Source organism: Citrobacter sp. RHBSTW-00671 (assembly GCF_014103415.1).
Taxonomy (GTDB): domain Bacteria; phylum Pseudomonadota; class Gammaproteobacteria; order Enterobacterales; family Enterobacteriaceae; genus Citrobacter.
Genome location: NZ_JABXPR010000008.1, coordinates 1 through 16,110, shown reverse-complemented (window position 1 = coordinate 16,110; position 16,110 = coordinate 1). Strand labels below are relative to the sequence as shown.

The 16,110-nt window shown below is 50.3% G+C and carries 17 protein-coding genes; 9 read left to right on the top strand and 8 right to left on the bottom strand.

Annotated features, from left to right (window positions below; translation table 11 throughout):
• Positions 1–16 precede the first annotated feature (16 nt).
• From ecnB to efp, 3 genes are all read right to left on the bottom strand, one after another.
• A complete protein-coding gene (gene ecnB, locus HV261_RS27350; RefSeq protein ID WP_003025482.1) occupies positions 17–163 on the bottom strand; it encodes a lipoprotein toxin entericidin B in 147 nt (48 codons plus the stop codon).
• 107 nt (positions 164–270) lie between these two features.
• On the bottom strand, positions 271–405 hold the full coding sequence (gene ecnA / locus HV261_RS27345; RefSeq protein ID WP_040232999.1) for a lipoprotein antitoxin entericidin A: 135 nt from the start codon (positions 403–405) through the stop codon (positions 271–273).
• Between the two features lie 99 nt (positions 406–504).
• A complete protein-coding gene (gene efp / locus HV261_RS27340) occupies positions 505–1,071 on the bottom strand; it encodes an elongation factor P (protein ID WP_005120972.1) in 567 nt (188 codons plus the stop codon).
• A gap of 40 nt (positions 1,072–1,111) precedes the next feature.
• Between efp and epmB the strand changes: the two genes are divergently transcribed.
• Positions 1,112–2,140 (top strand): EF-P beta-lysylation protein EpmB, encoded by a 1,029-nt coding sequence (gene epmB / locus HV261_RS27335; protein WP_202039896.1) that lies wholly within the window; start codon positions 1,112–1,114, stop codon positions 2,138–2,140.
• Positions 2,141–2,323: 183 nt separating this feature from the next.
• Entirely contained in the window at positions 2,324–3,187 is an 864-nt protein-coding gene (yjeJ, locus tag HV261_RS27330; protein ID WP_202039895.1) for a YjeJ family protein, read from the top strand.
• An 87-nt stretch (positions 3,188–3,274) separates the two neighbouring features.
• Here yjeJ and HV261_RS27325 read toward each other — a convergent pair whose 3' ends face one another.
• The 3 genes from HV261_RS27325 to HV261_RS27315 all read right to left on the bottom strand — a co-directional run bounded on the left by HV261_RS27325 (position 3,275) and on the right by HV261_RS27315 (position 5,861).
• The gene (locus HV261_RS27325; protein ID WP_003025468.1) at positions 3,275–3,628 is read right to left on the bottom strand and encodes a DUF4156 domain-containing protein; all 354 of its coding nucleotides are present in this window, start codon (positions 3,626–3,628) and stop codon (positions 3,275–3,277) included.
• A gap of 252 nt (positions 3,629–3,880) precedes the next feature.
• Positions 3,881–5,524, bottom strand: coding sequence for a chaperonin GroEL (gene groL, locus HV261_RS27320; protein ID WP_202039894.1), 1,644 nt, complete (start codon positions 5,522–5,524; stop codon positions 3,881–3,883).
• A 43-nt stretch (positions 5,525–5,567) separates the two neighbouring features.
• Complete coding sequence (locus HV261_RS27315; RefSeq protein ID WP_005120976.1) at positions 5,568–5,861, bottom strand: co-chaperone GroES; 294 nt, start codon at positions 5,859–5,861, stop codon at positions 5,568–5,570.
• A gap of 275 nt (positions 5,862–6,136) precedes the next feature.
• Here HV261_RS27315 and yjeH point away from each other — a divergent pair, with 275 nt between their 5' ends.
• Both yjeH and HV261_RS27305 read left to right on the top strand, forming a co-directional pair.
• Positions 6,137–7,381, top strand: a complete 1,245-nt coding sequence (gene yjeH / locus HV261_RS27310) for an L-methionine/branched-chain amino acid transporter (protein WP_202039893.1) — start codon at positions 6,137–6,139, stop codon at positions 7,379–7,381.
• Between the two features lie 252 nt (positions 7,382–7,633).
• Entirely contained in the window at positions 7,634–9,088 is a 1,455-nt protein-coding gene (locus HV261_RS27305) for a DUF1254 domain-containing protein (RefSeq protein ID WP_202039892.1), read from the top strand.
• A gap of 286 nt (positions 9,089–9,374) precedes the next feature.
• On the opposite strand, the gene HV261_RS27300 is transcribed toward HV261_RS27305, so the two are convergent.
• Positions 9,375–9,857, bottom strand: a complete 483-nt coding sequence (locus HV261_RS27300) for an FxsA family protein (RefSeq protein ID WP_202039891.1) — start codon at positions 9,855–9,857, stop codon at positions 9,375–9,377.
• Positions 9,858–10,194: 337 nt separating this feature from the next.
• On the opposite strand from HV261_RS27300, the gene aspA reads away from it, so the two are divergent.
• The 5 genes from aspA to HV261_RS27275 all read left to right on the top strand — a co-directional run bounded on the left by aspA (position 10,195) and on the right by HV261_RS27275 (position 15,818).
• Entirely contained in the window at positions 10,195–11,631 is a 1,437-nt protein-coding gene (gene aspA / locus HV261_RS27295; RefSeq protein ID WP_048212919.1) for an aspartate ammonia-lyase, read from the top strand.
• A 115-nt stretch (positions 11,632–11,746) separates the two neighbouring features.
• Positions 11,747–13,048, top strand: a complete 1,302-nt coding sequence (gene dcuA, locus HV261_RS27290; RefSeq protein WP_038636462.1) for an anaerobic C4-dicarboxylate transporter DcuA — start codon at positions 11,747–11,749, stop codon at positions 13,046–13,048.
• A 125-nt stretch (positions 13,049–13,173) separates the two neighbouring features.
• Positions 13,174–13,521: a divalent cation tolerance protein CutA gene (cutA, locus tag HV261_RS27285; RefSeq protein WP_003025447.1), complete on the top strand. Its 348-nt coding sequence runs from the start codon at positions 13,174–13,176 to the stop codon at positions 13,519–13,521.
• Positions 13,497–15,206: a protein-disulfide reductase DsbD gene (locus HV261_RS27280; RefSeq protein ID WP_202039890.1), complete on the top strand. Its 1,710-nt coding sequence runs from the start codon at positions 13,497–13,499 to the stop codon at positions 15,204–15,206. Before cutA ends, HV261_RS27280 begins: the two co-directional genes overlap by 25 nt.
• 36 nt (positions 15,207–15,242) lie before the next feature.
• Positions 15,243–15,818 (top strand): transcriptional regulator, encoded by a 576-nt coding sequence (locus tag HV261_RS27275; protein WP_101743244.1) that lies wholly within the window; start codon positions 15,243–15,245, stop codon positions 15,816–15,818.
• Between the two features lie 103 nt (positions 15,819–15,921).
• Here the strand turns inward: HV261_RS27275 and HV261_RS27560 are convergent.
• Positions 15,922–16,110 (bottom strand): hypothetical protein (locus HV261_RS27560; protein ID WP_220472518.1); only part of this gene is annotated, 189 nt, incomplete at its 5' end.

Sequence of the window (16,110 nt, the reverse complement as noted above, 5' to 3'; positions counted from 1 at the left end):
GCCGTACCGTTCATAGTTATTGCTGAGCCTTTGTCGCTGCGCCAGAAATGGCACTACCGCCCTCAGAAATATCCTGACCTACGCCTCGCGTCGTATTACACGCCGTTAATACGGAAGAAAGTACCAACACAGAAAAGATCGCAGCAATTGTCTTCTTAACCATAACGTCTTCCTTTTCTAGCCAATATTGTTTGTGTATAGCTACTTAATAATAGACAAGATCCGGGGAGGTGACGGATAAACGACCGTTTTTAAGACAATATGAGGGGACTAGCTGGCAGCGTGAGAAATTGAATTACCAAGATGTTTGATATCTTCACCAAAGCCGCGCGCCGTATTACAGCCCGCCAGGAGGGTGCTGGTGAAAAGGATAAGCATTACAAGACCGAGAAGACGTTTCATCATTCCTGCCCTGGAAAAGTATGGCGCAGCAACCTGCACCAATATCTTAAAAATACGCAAAATCATTCAGGCCGCCTGATGCAGCCTGAATGATGAAGGCTATTACTTCACGCGGGATACGTATTCGCCAGAGCGGGTATCCACTTTGATGACTTCGCCGATCTGTACGAACAGCGGAACTTTAACCACAGCACCGGTGGACAGCGTCGCTGGTTTACCACCCGTACCTGCAGTGTCACCTTTCAGACCTGGGTCAGTTTCAATGATTTCCAGCTCAACGAAGTTCGGCGGGGTCACGGAGATTGGCTGACCGTTCCACAGGGTCACGATGCACTCAGCCTGATCCAGCAGCCATTTAGCGCTATCACCTACCGCTTTCGCGTCAGCAGCCAGCTGTTCGAAAGTGGAGTTGTTCATGAAATGGTAGAACTCACCGTCGTTGTACAGGTAAGTCAGGTTCATATCGACAACGTCTGCGCCTTCTGCGGAGTCGGTGGATTTGAAGGTTTTCTCTACACGAGTACCGGTCAGCAGGCGGCGCAGCTTAACGCGTGCAAATGCCTGGCCTTTACCCGGTTTAACGAATTCACTGGCTTCAACCGCATAAGGTTCGCCATCCATCATGATTTTAAGACCGGCACGAAAATCGTTGCTATAGTAAGTCGCCATAAGGCCCTCTGAAATTGTTAACTGGTAGCTAAGCCACAAAATGGCGCATATTGTAACCCTAAACACCCCATCCAGAGAAGATTGGTTAGTACAACTTGCCGATGTTCTCACCGATCCGGATGAACTATTACGTCTTTTGAATATAGACGCTGATGAAAACTTGCTCGCTGGTCGTGAGGCAAAACGTCTTTTTGCCCTTCGCGTGCCGCGATCGTTTATCGCACGCATGGAGAAAGGCAACCCCAACGATCCGCTACTGCGTCAGGTGCTTACCTCGCAGGATGAGTTCGTTGCCGCCCCCGGATTCTCTACCGATCCACTGGAAGAGCAGCACAGCGTCGTGCCTGGATTGCTGCACAAATATCGCAACCGGGCGTTGCTGCTGGTAAAAGGCGGATGTGCGGTAAACTGCCGCTATTGCTTTCGTCGCCACTTCCCGTATGCCGAGAACCAGGGGAATAAACGTAACTGGCAGGTCGCGTTAGATTACATCGCCGCGCACCCTGAGCTGGATGAGATTATTTTCTCCGGTGGCGATCCCCTCATGGCTAAGGACCACGAGCTTGACTGGTTGCTCACGCAACTGGAGACCATTTCACACCTTAAGCGTCTGCGAATTCACAGCCGCTTGCCAATTGTGATCCCGGCTCGCATTACTGAAGGATTAGTCGATCGTTTTGCGCGATCTTCTCTACAAATTTTGCTGGTGAATCACATTAACCACGCGAACGAAATTGATGAGACATTTCGTCAGGCGATGGCCAGCTTGCGTAAAGTGGGTGTCACATTGCTTAACCAAAGCGTCCTGCTACGTGGCGTGAACGACAACGCACAAACGCTGGCAAACCTGAGCAATGCACTGTTTGATGCGGGCGTAATGCCCTATTACCTGCATGTTTTGGATAAAGTGCAGGGAGCCGCTCACTTTATGGTGAGTGACGATGAGGCGCGGAAAATCATGCGCGAGCTGCTGACGCTGATTTCAGGTTATATGGTCCCAAAACTGGCGCGCGAAATTGGCGGTGAGCCAAGTAAAACGCCGTTGGATTTGCAATTACGCCAACAATAACCATTATTGAGTGTCCGATTCCGGACACTCACCACGATTAATTATTATTTAAATCTCCACAAGTAGAGTCACACTTTTAATCTGTGCTATTTTAATTAGCGCTATAAAATCATTCATTTGTAAATTTTATCAATAGCTTCAAATACAGAATATTAATAAATATATGGTTAGGGAGAACCTTTTATGGCCATAAGTATTAATGGCGTTAATGCCGGTGTCATTCGTCAAAATAATGAATTCATTACGTTGGCATTAAAGATAAAAGAACCAAGAAATAAGGAGTCGTTGTTTTTTCTTTCTCCGCTTGGGCTAAGAGACTTGCTTATTGCTCTGGAAAGCAGGCTATCTGACAAACATCAACCAGGCGAAGGCGAGCGTGTACAATATGAGAAAGAATGCGAGAAAGTCAGCAAAAAGATGCTCGAAAACATTCCATTAATTCAGGAAGATGAACTGAAAAATGCAGATATTAACCGTCGCATAAATTCACTGATGTTAGTCGATGATAAAGGGGAAAACTTAGCATTTTCTCTGACGCTGCATGACGGGAAAACAGATGAATTACTGGTTAATGAATTACAGATTCAAGTGTTGGCTCACGCTATTATTCATGCAATAAATAATGCTGGCATGCGGGATTTAGCGCTACGAATTACATCGTTGCTAGATTTCCTGCCGCTGTACGATGTGGATTGCCAGCAAAACGACAATCTGGAATTCGATTCTTATACACAACCCGAATGGAAGCATAATCTGTTTAATCATTATCTGGCGATTATTTACCGCTATAAGGATGAAAAAGGGAATGCTCAGTTTTGTGGTTCGGTAGTAAAAACCCGCGCGCCTTCCGGCAGTAAAGAAGCCGAAGCCATTACTCGCCGTCTTCTCGACTTCAGCCCGCGGCTGAAAAAACTTGTCGGTGTACCGTGCCAGGTGTTTGTCAGAACGTTGACGGATGATAAGGCGCAAAAGCTCAATCAGGATCAGTGCCTGCGCGCGCTGCATCATTTACGTGTTCAGTCTGCGCAAAAAACTCAGAATGCCTGATGGCGCTGCGCTTATCAGGCCTACGTACACATGATCGTAGGCCGGATAAGACGCTTCAGCGTCGCCATCCGGCATCAACAGCGTTTATCAATTTGGGCACTTATAAACCTGACCAATCATCTCGCTGGCGGTCGGGACAAAGCTGGACAGCATTCCCTGTGACGGGCTACTGACGCCATAAATCACGTTACCGCCCATTGCAGCGGCCTGGTTACGCAGATCGTTCGCCGCGCCACGCATGGAGCCCCCCTCTTCGCCATGCTGGCCAGAAAGCCAGTTGCTCTGTTTACCGGTCGCAGTGCCGATCAGTTGGCACTCAGCGCCTGGCTTATCTTCAACAAAGCGAACGCTTTGTCCGGCTGAACTCAGTTCGTTGCTGGAGCTACAACCCGCCATCAGTAGCGCGGCACCAACGATCCCTGCTAAATATTTCACGTGCATGTCATTCCCCATAATCAATTAGTTGGACCTTATGTCCGTAGCTGAATCATATACTAAAAAGATGACCAAAAGAAAAACCCCCGGACATTTCTGCCCGAGGGTTTCTCAATTCTGGGAGATGAGCACCCAAATCATTCTGGTTGCAGGAAGGCGGCCAGTTTGTTAATCCCCAGGAGCTTACTCAAGTAAGTGACTGGGGTTAGCAAACGCAGCCAACGCATCTGCAGCCTGAAGGATGCAGGGTGTAGGCAATTACATCATACCGCCCATTCCACCCATACCGCCCATACCGGCAGCACCTAAGTCAGGCGTATCGCCTTTCGGCAGGTCGGTAACCATGCACTCGGTAGTGATCATCAGGCCCGCAACAGAAGCCGCGTACTGCAGAGCAGAACGGGTTACTTTGGTCGGGTCCAGGATACCCATATCGATCATGTTGCCGTATTCTTCAGTTGCAGCGTTGTAACCGTAGTTACCGTCGCCCGCTTTCACGGTGTTAGCAACAACAGACGGCTCTTCGCCGCAGTTCAGAACGATTTGACGCAGCGGAGATTCCATTGCGCGCAGCGCAACTTTGATACCCACGTTCTGGTCTTCGTTCTGACCTTTCAGGCCAGCAATTTTGGATGCTACGCGGATCAGTGCTACACCACCACCAGCAACCACGCCTTCTTCTACCGCAGCACGGGTCGCGTGCAGGGCATCTTCAACGCGAGCTTTCTTCTCTTTCATTTCAACTTCGGTTGCAGCACCGACTTTGATCACCGCAACACCGCCAGCCAGTTTCGCTACGCGCTCCTGCAGTTTTTCACGGTCGTAATCCGAAGTTGCTTCTTCGATCTGCTGACGAATCTGAGTCACACGACCCTGGATTGCCGCTTCTTCACCCACGCCATCGATGATGGTGGTGGTGTCTTTGTTGATAACAACACGTTTCGCCTGACCCAGATCTTCCAGGGTCGCTTTTTCCAGCTCCATACCGATCTCTTCAGAGATGACGGTACCGCCAGTCAGGGTTGCGATATCCTGCAGCATTGCTTTGCGACGGTCGCCGAAGCCAGGCGCTTTAACTGCAGCCACTTTAACGATGCCACGCATGGTGTTAACAACCAGAGTCGCCAGCGCTTCGCCTTCAACATCTTCAGCGATGATCAGCAGCGGTTTACCTGCTTTAGCAACGGCTTCCAGAACCGGCAGCATTTCGCGGATGTTGGAGATTTTTTTGTCAGCCAGCAGGATGAACGGCGTTTCCAGTTCTACTGCGCCAGTTTCCGGCTTGTTGATGAAGTAAGGAGACAGGTAACCGCGGTCAAACTGCATACCTTCAACCACGTCCAGTTCGTCCTGCAGACCGGTACCGTCTTCAACGGTGATCACGCCTTCTTTACCGACTTTGTCCATCGCTTCAGCGATCAGTTTACCTACGGTTTCGTCGGAGTTAGCGGAGATGGTACCAACCTGAGCAATAGCTTTAGAGTCGGAGCACGGTACGGACAGTGCTTTCAGTTCTTCAACTGCAGCAGCGACAGCTTTGTCGATACCACGTTTCAGATCCATCGGGTTCATGCCCGCAGCAACGGCTTTCAGGCCTTCAGTGATGATGGACTGAGCCAGTACGGTTGCGGTGGTGGTACCGTCGCCTGCAGCGTCGTTCGCTTTAGAGGCAACTTCTTTCACCATCTGCGCACCCATGTTTTCGAACTTGTCTTCCAGTTCGATTTCACGGGCTACGGAAACACCATCTTTAGTGATGGTCGGTGCACCGAAAGATTTATCCAGAACTACGTTACGGCCTTTTGGACCGAGGGTAACTTTCACTGCATCTGCCAGTACATTCACGCCGCGCAGCATTTTCACACGAGCGTCGTTACCGAATTTTACGTCTTTAGCTGCCATTTTCTCTTTCCCTTAAATTCGTATGTTCAGTGTCGTTCGCGGATTAGGCTTCAACGATTGCCAGGATGTCGCTTTCGGACATGATCAACACTTCTTCATTGTCGATCTTCTCAGATTTAACACCGTAGCCATCGTTGAAAATGACGATATCGCCGACTTTCACGTCCAGCGGCTGTACAGAACCGTTGTCCAGGATGCGACCCTTACCGACAGCGATGATTTCGCCACGAGTTGATTTACCTGCTGCGGAACCGGTCAGTACGATGCCACCAGCAGATTTGGATTCAACTTCTTTACGTTTGACGATCACACGATCATGTAACGGACGAATACTCATTGATAGCTCTCCTTTGAGAAAGTCTTTATCAGTTATGGGTGACGCCGGCCCGTAAACGGTATCCCGGCTAGTGACCAGAGAGATGGGGATGGGCTTTTGTGCCTTCAAGGGGGCAAGCGAAAAAAAATTTTTATCAGCAGAAAATCCCGTCAAAACACCGACGCGCCTCACATTTCATAACGATTTCAGCTACGTCGTCATAAGCAAATCCTATTGTGATACCATCGAAAATCTGCGCTGTAGCCCGGTACACGGGCATAACCGGATAACAACTTATGAGCGGACTAAAACAAGAGCTGGGACTGGCTCAAGGCGTTGGCCTGTTGTCGACATCATTGTTAGGTACAGGCGTTTTCGCCGTCCCCGCGCTGGCCGCGCTGGTTGCTGGCAACAACAGCCTGTGGGCATGGCCGGTGCTGATCGTTTTAGTCTTTCCGGTGGCGATTGTCTTTGCCGTACTCGGTCGCCATTTTCCCAGCGCAGGCGGCGTAGCGCATTTTGTCGGCATGGCCTTTGGCTCACGGCTTGAGCGCGTTACCGGATGGCTTTTTTTATCGGTAATTCCAGTGGGATTACCTGCGGCATTGCACATCGCCGCCGGATTTGGCCAGGCGATGTTTGGCTGGCATGGTTGGCAGCTTCTGTTGGCAGAGCTTGGCACGCTGGTATTGGTCTGGTACATCGGCTCGCGGGGTGCCAGCTCCAGCGCTAACCTGCAAACGGTGATTGCCGGACTGATCGTCGCGCTGATTGTCGCCATCTGGTGGGCTGGCGAGCTGAAACCGAGTGAGATCCCCTTTCCTGCCATCGACAAGATTGAGCTTCCCGGGCTTTTTGCCGCGTTGTCGGTGATGTTCTGGTGCTTTGTTGGCCTTGAAGCATTCGCACACCTGGCCTCTGAATTCAAAAATCCGGAACGGGACTTCCCGCGCGCCCTGATGATTGGCCTGCTACTGGCCGGCTCCGTGTACTGGGCATGTACCGTCGTTGTACTACATTTTGATGCCTACGGTGAACAGATGGCGGCGGCGGCATCGCTGCCTGAAATCGTCGTCCAACTGTTTGGCGTTCAGGCCCTGTGGGTTGCCTGCATCATTGGTTATCTGGCCTGCTTTGCCAGCCTGAACATTTATATCCAAAGTTTCGCCCGTCTGGTGTGGTCGCAAGCACAATATAAACCGGAGAGCTATCTGGCTCGCCTGTCCCCTCGCCATCTTCCGGGTAATGCGCTAAACGCGGTATTGGGTTGCTGCGTCATCAGTACCTTGTGCATCTATATGCTGCAAATCAATCTCGACGCGTTAATCGTCTACGCTAACGGCATCTTTATTATGATTTATCTGCTGTGCATGCTGGCAGGGTGCCGATTGCTAAAAAGGCACTATCGCGTACTGGCGATAGTGGGGGGGCTACTGTGCCTACTGCTGCTGGCGATGGTCGGCTGGAAGAGTCTGTATGCCATCGTGATGCTGGCAGCGCTGTGGCTATTTTTGCCAGGGAGAAAAACGGCTGTCGTTTAAACGCACGTCAGATAATGGTCATTGCGGACGGGTTACCGTCCTGCAACCTTATTCACTGTATCGTCTATAATATAAAAAACATTCACATCAATAATATTACAATAAATACTCTCAGCGTTTCCGCATTAATAATCAAACAACACTCCACTCACGCCATCATCTTATCATATAGCCGTCAATTCTATTTTTTCTCAGAGAGAAAAAACAATCAGTAAATAAAACCATTCATTAAACATATAAAAGGAGTTATTCATGCAACGCCGATTTATATTCCGGCCAGCGGTTATTGCGCTGCTGGCGCTTAGCGCTTATGCCTCGACTACTGATGCTGCGAAAAAAACTGCGCCCATTGCAGAGAAAGGTCCCCAAGCCGTCAGTGAAGCCTATGTCCGTTTACTGGCGCGCAATGCCTATTTCTGGGGCTGGCCTATGGCCAATATCTATAATCGCCGCGTCGCGTTTTCTAAAATTCCGCAACCGTCCCTACTGGACGGCATTCTCCCGGTCTCCCCGCTTAACCGTCTCTCAATGCTTTCCGATTATATAGATCCCATGGAACGCCATGTCGCCTGCCCGAATCAGGATGTGGTTTATGGCGGCTTAGCACTGGCATTGGATAAAGATCCGGTGGTGGTGCAGGTGCCCGACTTTGGCGACCGTTTCTGGGTTTATCAAGCCGTTGATCTCCGCACCGATAGCTTTGCGGAGCTAGGGAAACAATATGGCACCAGGCCGGGCTTCTATCTGTTAGTCGGCCCGGGCTGGAAAGGCAAAGTCCCTGCGGGCATCAGCAAGGTTTTCCGCGCCACCACCAATACCGGCATGCTGATTCCGCGAGTATTCCAGAACAACTCGCCGGAAGACAAACAAATCGTCCGCTCCGTTATTTCAAATATTGATGCTTACCCGCTATCGGAATTCACTGGCAAGATGAAAACGCACGACTGGAGCACATTACCGATTATAAAATCGCCGGGCAGCGAAGAGCACCAACAAAGCGAAAACCAGTGGGTGAATCCGGAGAAATTCTTTGATGAATTACCTGCTTTGCTGGCCGATGCGAAACCTCGCCCCGGTGAAGAGATCATGTATCAGCAGATGGCCTATTTAACCTCGCTGGCAAAAAGCAATCCGGCAACACGTAGCGTGATGATTGATGGAGCGAAAAAAGCGGAAGACGAGCTGGTTTCCCCGCTGCTGCGTTTTAGCAACTTCGGTATTAAGCTACCGCATAACTGGTCCACCATAAATAATGGTGCGGAATTTGGTAGTGACTATTACACCCGCACCGCCGTCGCCAGATCCAATATTCTGGTGAATAAGAATAACGAGACAAAATATTTCTATCTTGACACCAGTGATGACGGTAAGGCTCTGCACGGTGATAAAAGCTACACCATCACCCTGCCGCAAGGGAAAATACCGGTGAACGGCTTCTGGTCGCTAACGCTGTACAATAGCCACCATTTTTTCGTGCAGAACAGCATCAACCGCTACTCTGTCGGCACCAAAACGCCAGACTTCAAGTACAACAAAGACGGCTCGCTGACGCTGTATATCCAGGCTGAAGCACCAGATAAAACGCGAGAACACAACTGGCTGCCATCGCCAAAAGAAGAGAACTTTTCGCTGTATATCCGCGCCTACTGGCCAGCGAAGGAAGTGCTGAATGGAAAATGGGTGCCGCCGGCAGTGGTCGCGCATTAATACTTATAGCCTTCACTTGTGCGAGGTAGCGCGATCCGCTCGCGCCAGTGCAGGTTAGTGTACCGACATCGCCGCAGAACGTTCATTTTTTGATTAACCACCCTGCTTTTTCAACACCACAAGGGAGAAAATGCCACAAACGGTGTTCGTGTGCATGGAGAGCATCGTCCTCCTGCGCTCGCGGTAAAAGCTTACCGCAAGTACAGAGGAAAATATTAAATTTACTTTAGAAACAACAAAATAAAAACATATCATTAGTGAACAAACGAGCTCTGATTAGGGCAATTTAGCGCTTATCTTTATCATCTGCGTCATGCTCCAGACGGTCGCGCTGTTCGTCCTTACGCTGATATTCACCATCAAATGTCTGTCCGCTGGTCGTGCCACCCGCAAAACCACCTCCTGGCATACGCGAAAAACGCAAATGCGGCAGTAACTTCATGGTCAAATGTTTCTGCACTGGGGGTAATAAAAGAAGAAGACCGAGGAAATCGGTGAAGAACCCAGGCAACACCAACAGCAAGCCGGCGATAATCAGCGACACGCTCTTGATCATTTCTGCAGCCGGACTTTCACCTGCTGCCATTTTCTGTTGCATCAGTAAAAAGTTCTTAAATCCTTGGTTACGAACCAGAGACATACCGATAACCGAGGTAAAAATAACCAAAATCAGGGTCATCAGGACACCCAGCACATGGGCAACCTGGATAAAAATAGATATCTCTATGTAAACATAGAGAAAAATGGCAAGTAATGGTATCCAGCGCAAAGGGCTCTCCTGTTGAAAACAGTCGTTTTCACCAACAACTGTTCGAAAATTGTGTGACTTGCATCACTCAAATATTGTGGTGATTAGCAAAATTTCAAGCTGCTTGTACACTAATATTTGGTGTTAATCCTAAAGGGGTGATCTATTTCACAGAATAATAAATAAGGGGTAAATTCCACGTTTTAAGTGATCCAGATTACGGTAGAAATCCTGAACCAGCATATGATCTCGGGTATCAGACCGATGCAGGGGATAATCGTCGGTCGAGAAACAATCGAAATCACATATATCCTGTGTGTTTAGTCAAATCATTGGCAGCTTGAAAAAGAAGGTTCACATGTTAAACAACATTCGTATCGAAGAAGACTTGTTGGGTACCAGGGAAGTTCCAGCGGACGCTTACTATGGTGTTCACACTCTGAGAGCGATTGAAAACTTCTACATTAGCAACAACAAAATCAGTGACATTCCTGAATTTGTTCGCGGCATGGTAATGGTTAAAAAGGCAGCGGCACTGGCTAACAAAGAGCTGCAAACTATTCCTAAGAGCGTGGCAAATGCCATCATCGCGGCGTGTGATGAAGTCCTGAATAACGGAAAATGCATGGATCAGTTCCCGGTAGATGTTTACCAGGGTGGTGCGGGTACCTCCGTCAACATGAACACCAACGAAGTGCTGGCCAATATCGGTCTGGAACTGATGGGTCACCAGAAGGGTGAATATCAGTACCTGAACCCGAACGACCACGTCAACAAATGTCAGTCTACCAACGACGCTTACCCGACCGGTTTCCGTATCGCTGTTTACGCATCCATCATCAAACTGATTGATGCTCTGAACCAGCTGCGTGAAGGCTTCGAGCAAAAAGCTGTTGAATTCCAGGACATCCTGAAAATGGGTCGTACCCAGCTGCAGGATGCTGTACCGATGACCCTCGGTCAGGAATTCCGTGCTTTCAGCGTACTGTTGAAAGAAGAAGTGAAAAACATTGGCCGTACCGCTGAGCTGCTGCTGGAAGTTAACCTCGGCGCAACTGCAATCGGTACGGGTCTGAACACACCGAAAGAGTACTCTCCGCTGGCAGTGCAAAAACTGGCTGAAGTGACCGGTTTCGCCTGCGTTCCGGCAGAAGACCTGATTGAAGCCACCTCCGACTGCGGCGCATACGTTATGGTGCACGGTGCACTGAAACGTCTGGCTGTGAAAATGTCCAAAATCTGTAACGACCTGCGTTTGCTCTCCTCTGGCCCACGTGCCGGCCTGAATGAGATCAACCTGCCGGAACTGCAGGCGGGCTCTTCCATTATGCCAGCAAAAGTGAACCCGGTTGTTCCAGAAGTGGTAAACCAGGTGTGCTTTAAAGTCATCGGTAACGACGTCACTGTTACCATGGCATCTGAAGCAGGTCAGCTGCAGCTGAACGTAATGGAACCGGTTATCGGCCAGGCAATGTTCGAATCTATCCACATTCTGAGCAACGCTTGCTACAACCTGCTGGAAAAATGCGTTAGCGGCATCACTGCTAACAAAGAAGTGTGTGAAGCATTCGTTTATAACTCCATCGGTATCGTCACCTACCTCAACCCGTTCATCGGTCACCACAACGGCGATATCGTCGGTAAAATTTGTGCCGAAACCGGTAAGAGCGTGCGTGAAGTTGTCCTGGAGCGCGGTCTGTTGACCGAGGCAGAACTGGACGATATCTTCTCTGCACAGAACCTGATGCACCCGGCTTATAAAGCAAAACGTTATACTGATGAAAGCGAACAGTAATCGTGTAGGGTAGTACCAGAGAGGGCACGTCATGATGACGTGCCTTTTTTCTTGCACCAAGTTACTTAAAAACAACAATTTAATATCAACTTGTTAAACAACAAGGAAGGCTAATATGATAGTTTTAGAACTTATCATCGTTTTGCTGGCAATCTTTTTGGGTGCCAGACTTGGGGGTATCGGTATTGGATTTGCAGGTGGGCTGGGTGTTCTGGTTCTCGCCGCTATTGGCGTAAAACCGGGTAATATTCCGTTCGATGTTATTTCCATTATCATGGCGGTTATCGCTGCTATCTCTGCCATGCAGATTGCAGGTGGTCTGGACTATCTGGTCCATCAAACTGAAAAACTGCTGCGTAAGAACCCGAAATACATCACGATCCTTGCACCGATCGTGACCTATTTCCTGACTATCTTCGCGGGTACCGGCAACATCTCTCTGGCAACGCTGCCAGTTATCGCTGAAGTCGCGAAGGAGCAAGGGATCAAACCTTGCCGTCCGCTCTCTACTGCTGTGGTTTCTGCACAGATTGCGATTACCGCATCACCTATCTCTGCGGCCGTGGTTTACATGTCTTCCGTAATGGAAGGTCATGGTATCAGCTACATTCACCTGCTGTCCGTGGTCATTCCGTCCACCCTGCTGGCTGTGCTGGTGATGTCCTTCCTGGTCACCATGCTGTTCAACTCCAAACTGTCTGACGATCCGATTTATCGCAAGCGTCTGGAAGAAGGTTTGGTTGAGCTGCGCGGTGAAAGACAAGTTGAAATCAAAGCCGGTGCGAAAACCTCCGTATGGTTGTTCCTGCTGGGCGTAATTTGCGTTGTTGTCTATGCGATCGTCAACAGCCCAAGCCTGGGGCTGGTTGCTAAGCCGCTGATGAACACCACCAACGCCATTCTGATCATCATGCTGAGCATCGCGACGCTGACGACAATCATCTGCCGCGTTGAAACTGACTCCATCCTGAACTCCAGCACCTTTAAAGCAGGTATGAGCGCCTGTATTTGTATCCTGGGTGTTGCATGGCTGGGTGATACCTTCGTATCTCACAACATTGACTGGATCAAAGATACTGCAGGTAGCGTAATTCAGGGTCATCCGTGGCTGCTGGCCGTCATCTTCTTCTTTGCTTCTGCTCTGCTGTATTCTCAGGCTGCAACAGCTAAAGCACTGATGCCGATGGCTCTGGCACTGAACGTTTCTCCACTGACCGCTGTAGCGTCTTTCGCTGCGGTTTCTGGTCTGTTCATTCTGCCTACCTACCCAACTCTGGTTGCGGCGGTTCAGATGGATGACACCGGTACTACCCGTATCGGTAAATTCGTCTTTAACCATCCGTTCTTCATCCCAGGTACTCTGGGTGTGGTTCTGGCTGTCTGCTTCGGCTTCTTGCTGGGTAGCTTCATGCTGTAAGTTTTACCTGCGGGGTGCTTAGGCATCCCGCAGTTCCTCCCCGCCTCGCTTTAACTAACATCCTTCCCTCGTCCGTTGTATAGTTACCGTTCTCTTGCTGGTTACTCTGTTCTTTCGAGGTGTTTATGCTTGATGTTAAGAGTCAGGATATTTCCATCCCCGATACCGTTGTGGTGCTCTGTACCGCCCCGGATGAAGCAACAGCCCAGGATCTGGCAGCCAAAGTACTGGCAGAAAAACTGGCCGCCTGCGTGACTCTCCTGCCCGGAGCAACGTCTCTCTATTATTGGGAGGGTAAACTGGAGCAGGAATATGAAGTCCAGATGATTTTAAAAACCACCGTCACGCACCAGCAAGCGCTTCTCGATTGCCTGAAGTCTCATCATCCGTATCAAACCCCTGAACTTCTGGTTTTACCCGTCACTCACGGAGACTTTGATTACCGCTCATGGCTCAACGCATCCTTACGCTGATCCTGCTGCTATGCAGCACATCCACTTTTGCCGGATTATTTGATTCGCCTGGCCGCTCGCAGTTTGTCCCTGCCGACCGGGCATTTATTTTTGATTTTCAGCAAAACCAACATGACCTGAACCTCTCATGGCAGGTAAAAGACGGCTACTACCTGTACCGCAAACAGATAAGCATTACGCCGTCTCAGGCTGATATTGCCGAGGTAAAGCTACCGCCAGGCGTCTGGCATGAAGATGAGTTTTACGGCAAAAGTGAAATTTACCGTAAGCAGTTGAACGTTCCGGTAACCATCAATCAGGCCGCATCAGGTGCAACACTGACCGTCACTTACCAGGGCTGTGCCGATGCCGGGTTTTGCTATCCGCCGGAAACCAAAACCGTTCCTCTCAGTGCAGTCATGGCGCGTACAGATGCAACGCCAGCACCAACGCCTGTTACAGTCGCGCCGGAAGAACAATCACAGCCAGCCGCCCAGCTCCCCTTTTCCGCACTGTGGGCATTGCTGATCGGGATTGGCATTGCCTTTACCCCTTGCGTACTGCCGATGTATCCGCTGATTTCCGGTATCGTACTGGGTGGCAAGCAACGTTTATCAACCGGACGGGCACTGCTGCTGACCTTTATCTACGTGCAGGGAATGGCGCTCACCTACACTGCTCTGGGTCTGGTCGTTGCGGCTGCCGGGCTACAGTTCCAGGCCGCGCTACAGCATCCCTATGTACTGATTGGGCTTGCCATTGTCTTTACGCTGCTGGCTCTGTCGATGTTTGGCCTGTTTACGCTGCAACTACCTTCCTCGCTGCAAACACGTCTCACGCTAATGAGTAACCGCCAGCAGGGCGGTTCTCCGGGCAGCGTCTTTGCGATGGGGGCGATTGCTGGCCTCATCTGTTCCCCTTGCACCACGGCACCACTGAGCGCGATTTTGCTGTATATCGCTCAGAGCGGGAATATGTGGCTGGGAGGCGGTACGCTGTATCTGTACGCACTGGGGATGGGATTACCCCTGATGCTGATTACCGTATTTGGTAACCGCCTGCTGCCAAAAAGTGGCCCATGGATGGAACACGTCAAGACCGCTTTTGGTTTCGTCATCCTTGCGCTTCCCGTCTTTCTACTCGAGCGGGTTATCGGTGATGAGTGGGGCATTCGCCTGTGGTCATTGCTTGGCGTGGCATTCTTTGCCTGGGCGTTCATCACCAGTCTGCAGGCAAAACAAGGCTGGATGCGTATCGTGCAGATTGTCCTGTTAGCCGCCGCACTGGTAAGTGTGCGTCCATTGCAAGACTGGGCGTTCGGCGCGCCACATGCTCAAACCCAGGCACACCTTAACTTCACGCCGGTGGCATCGGTATATGCGTTAAATCAAGCACTGGAGCAAGCTAAAGGCAGGCCAGTCATGCTGGACCTGTATGCCGACTGGTGTGTAGCCTGTAAGGAATTTGAAAAGTACACGTTCAGTAATCCGCAGGTTCAGCAAGCGCTAGGCAACACGGTGCTATTGCAGGCGGATGTGACAGCAAACAATGCCCAGGATGTCGCTCTCCTGAAGCATCTACAGGTTTTAGGTTTGCCGACTATCTTGTTCTTTGATGCCGAGGGTAAAGAGCATCCGCAAGCGCGGGTAACGGGCTTTATGGATGCAGCGACCTTTAGTGCGCATTTGCGCGATCGCCAACCGTGAGCGACACTTGCAAAAGGAAATACGGAGGAGAATACCGTGCAACGTGAAGATGTCCTGGGAGAAGCCCTGAAATTACTTGAGGTTCAAGGGATAGCCAATACCACACTGGAAATGGTGGCAGAGCATGTCAATTATCCACTTGATGAACTGCAACGCTTCTGGCCTGATAAAGAGGCCATTCTGTACGATGCCTTGCGTTACCTCAGCCAACGGGTGGATATCTGGCGGCGTCAGCTTTTGCTCGATGACACCCTGAGCGCTGAGCAGAAACTACTGGCACGCTATAACGCGCTGTCAGAATGCGTGAGTAATAATCGCTATCCCGGTTGCCTGTTCATCGCTGCCTGCACGTTTTACCCCGATCCAGGCCATCCTGTCCATCAGTTGGCCGATCAGCAGAAAAAGGCAGCACATGACTTCACACATGAGCTGCTGACGACGCTGGAAGTTGATGACCCGGCAATGGTCGCCAAACAGATGGAACTGGTGCTGGAGGGCTGCCTGAGTCGCATGCTGGTTAATCGCAGCCATGCTGATGTAGAAACAGCACATCGTCTGGCCGAAGATATCCTGCGTTTTGCTCAGTGTCGTATGGGCGGGGCGCTGACCTAAACGAGCATTCCTTTCCTGCCACGGCTAAAACCGCACCATCTTCACGGTGGTGCGAAATACCCTGTTATTCACTCTGTCTTGCCATGCACCCACGCAGCTGGAATCAGCAGAAACCACCGTACTTAGCACGCAACTTCATGTCACCATGGTTGCGCCTCCTTCCACCTGGATTACCAGGGAAATTTGTGCAAACTTCAGGCAAAAACGCACAGATTGCCGTAATATTAAGCGTTTGAGCAGCTTTTCCGGAAATTTGATTGACTGGCATGCGTGAATACGGTTTAATGCGCCC

Excerpts from the sequence above, each read along its gene's own strand:
- dcuA (WP_038636462.1), top strand. The coding sequence starts at position 11,747 with ATGATAGTTTTAGAACTTATCATCGTTTTGCTGGCAATCTTTTTGGGT.
- HV261_RS27280 (WP_202039890.1), top strand. The coding sequence starts at position 13,497 with ATGGCTCAACGCATCCTTACGCTGATCCTGCTGCTATGCAGCACATCC.
- yjeH (WP_202039893.1), top strand. The coding sequence starts at position 6,137 with ATGAGCGGACTAAAACAAGAGCTGGGACTGGCTCAAGGCGTTGGCCTG.
- HV261_RS27315 (WP_005120976.1), bottom strand. The coding sequence starts at position 5,861 with ATGAGTATTCGTCCGTTACATGATCGTGTGATCGTCAAACGTAAAGAA.
- HV261_RS27305 (WP_202039892.1), top strand. The coding sequence starts at position 7,634 with ATGCAACGCCGATTTATATTCCGGCCAGCGGTTATTGCGCTGCTGGCG.
- yjeJ (WP_202039895.1), top strand. The coding sequence starts at position 2,324 with ATGGCCATAAGTATTAATGGCGTTAATGCCGGTGTCATTCGTCAAAAT.
- epmB (WP_202039896.1), top strand. The coding sequence starts at position 1,112 with ATGGCGCATATTGTAACCCTAAACACCCCATCCAGAGAAGATTGGTTA.
- ecnB (WP_003025482.1), bottom strand. The coding sequence starts at position 163 with ATGGTTAAGAAGACAATTGCTGCGATCTTTTCTGTGTTGGTACTTTCT.
- ecnA (WP_040232999.1), bottom strand. The coding sequence starts at position 405 with ATGATGAAACGTCTTCTCGGTCTTGTAATGCTTATCCTTTTCACCAGC.
- HV261_RS27325 (WP_003025468.1), bottom strand. The coding sequence starts at position 3,628 with ATGCACGTGAAATATTTAGCAGGGATCGTTGGTGCCGCGCTACTGATG.
- aspA (WP_048212919.1), top strand. The coding sequence starts at position 10,195 with ATGTTAAACAACATTCGTATCGAAGAAGACTTGTTGGGTACCAGGGAA.
- groL (WP_202039894.1), bottom strand. The coding sequence starts at position 5,524 with ATGGCAGCTAAAGACGTAAAATTCGGTAACGACGCTCGTGTGAAAATG.
- efp (WP_005120972.1), bottom strand. The coding sequence starts at position 1,071 with ATGGCGACTTACTATAGCAACGATTTTCGTGCCGGTCTTAAAATCATG.
- cutA (WP_003025447.1), top strand. The coding sequence starts at position 13,174 with ATGCTTGATGTTAAGAGTCAGGATATTTCCATCCCCGATACCGTTGTG.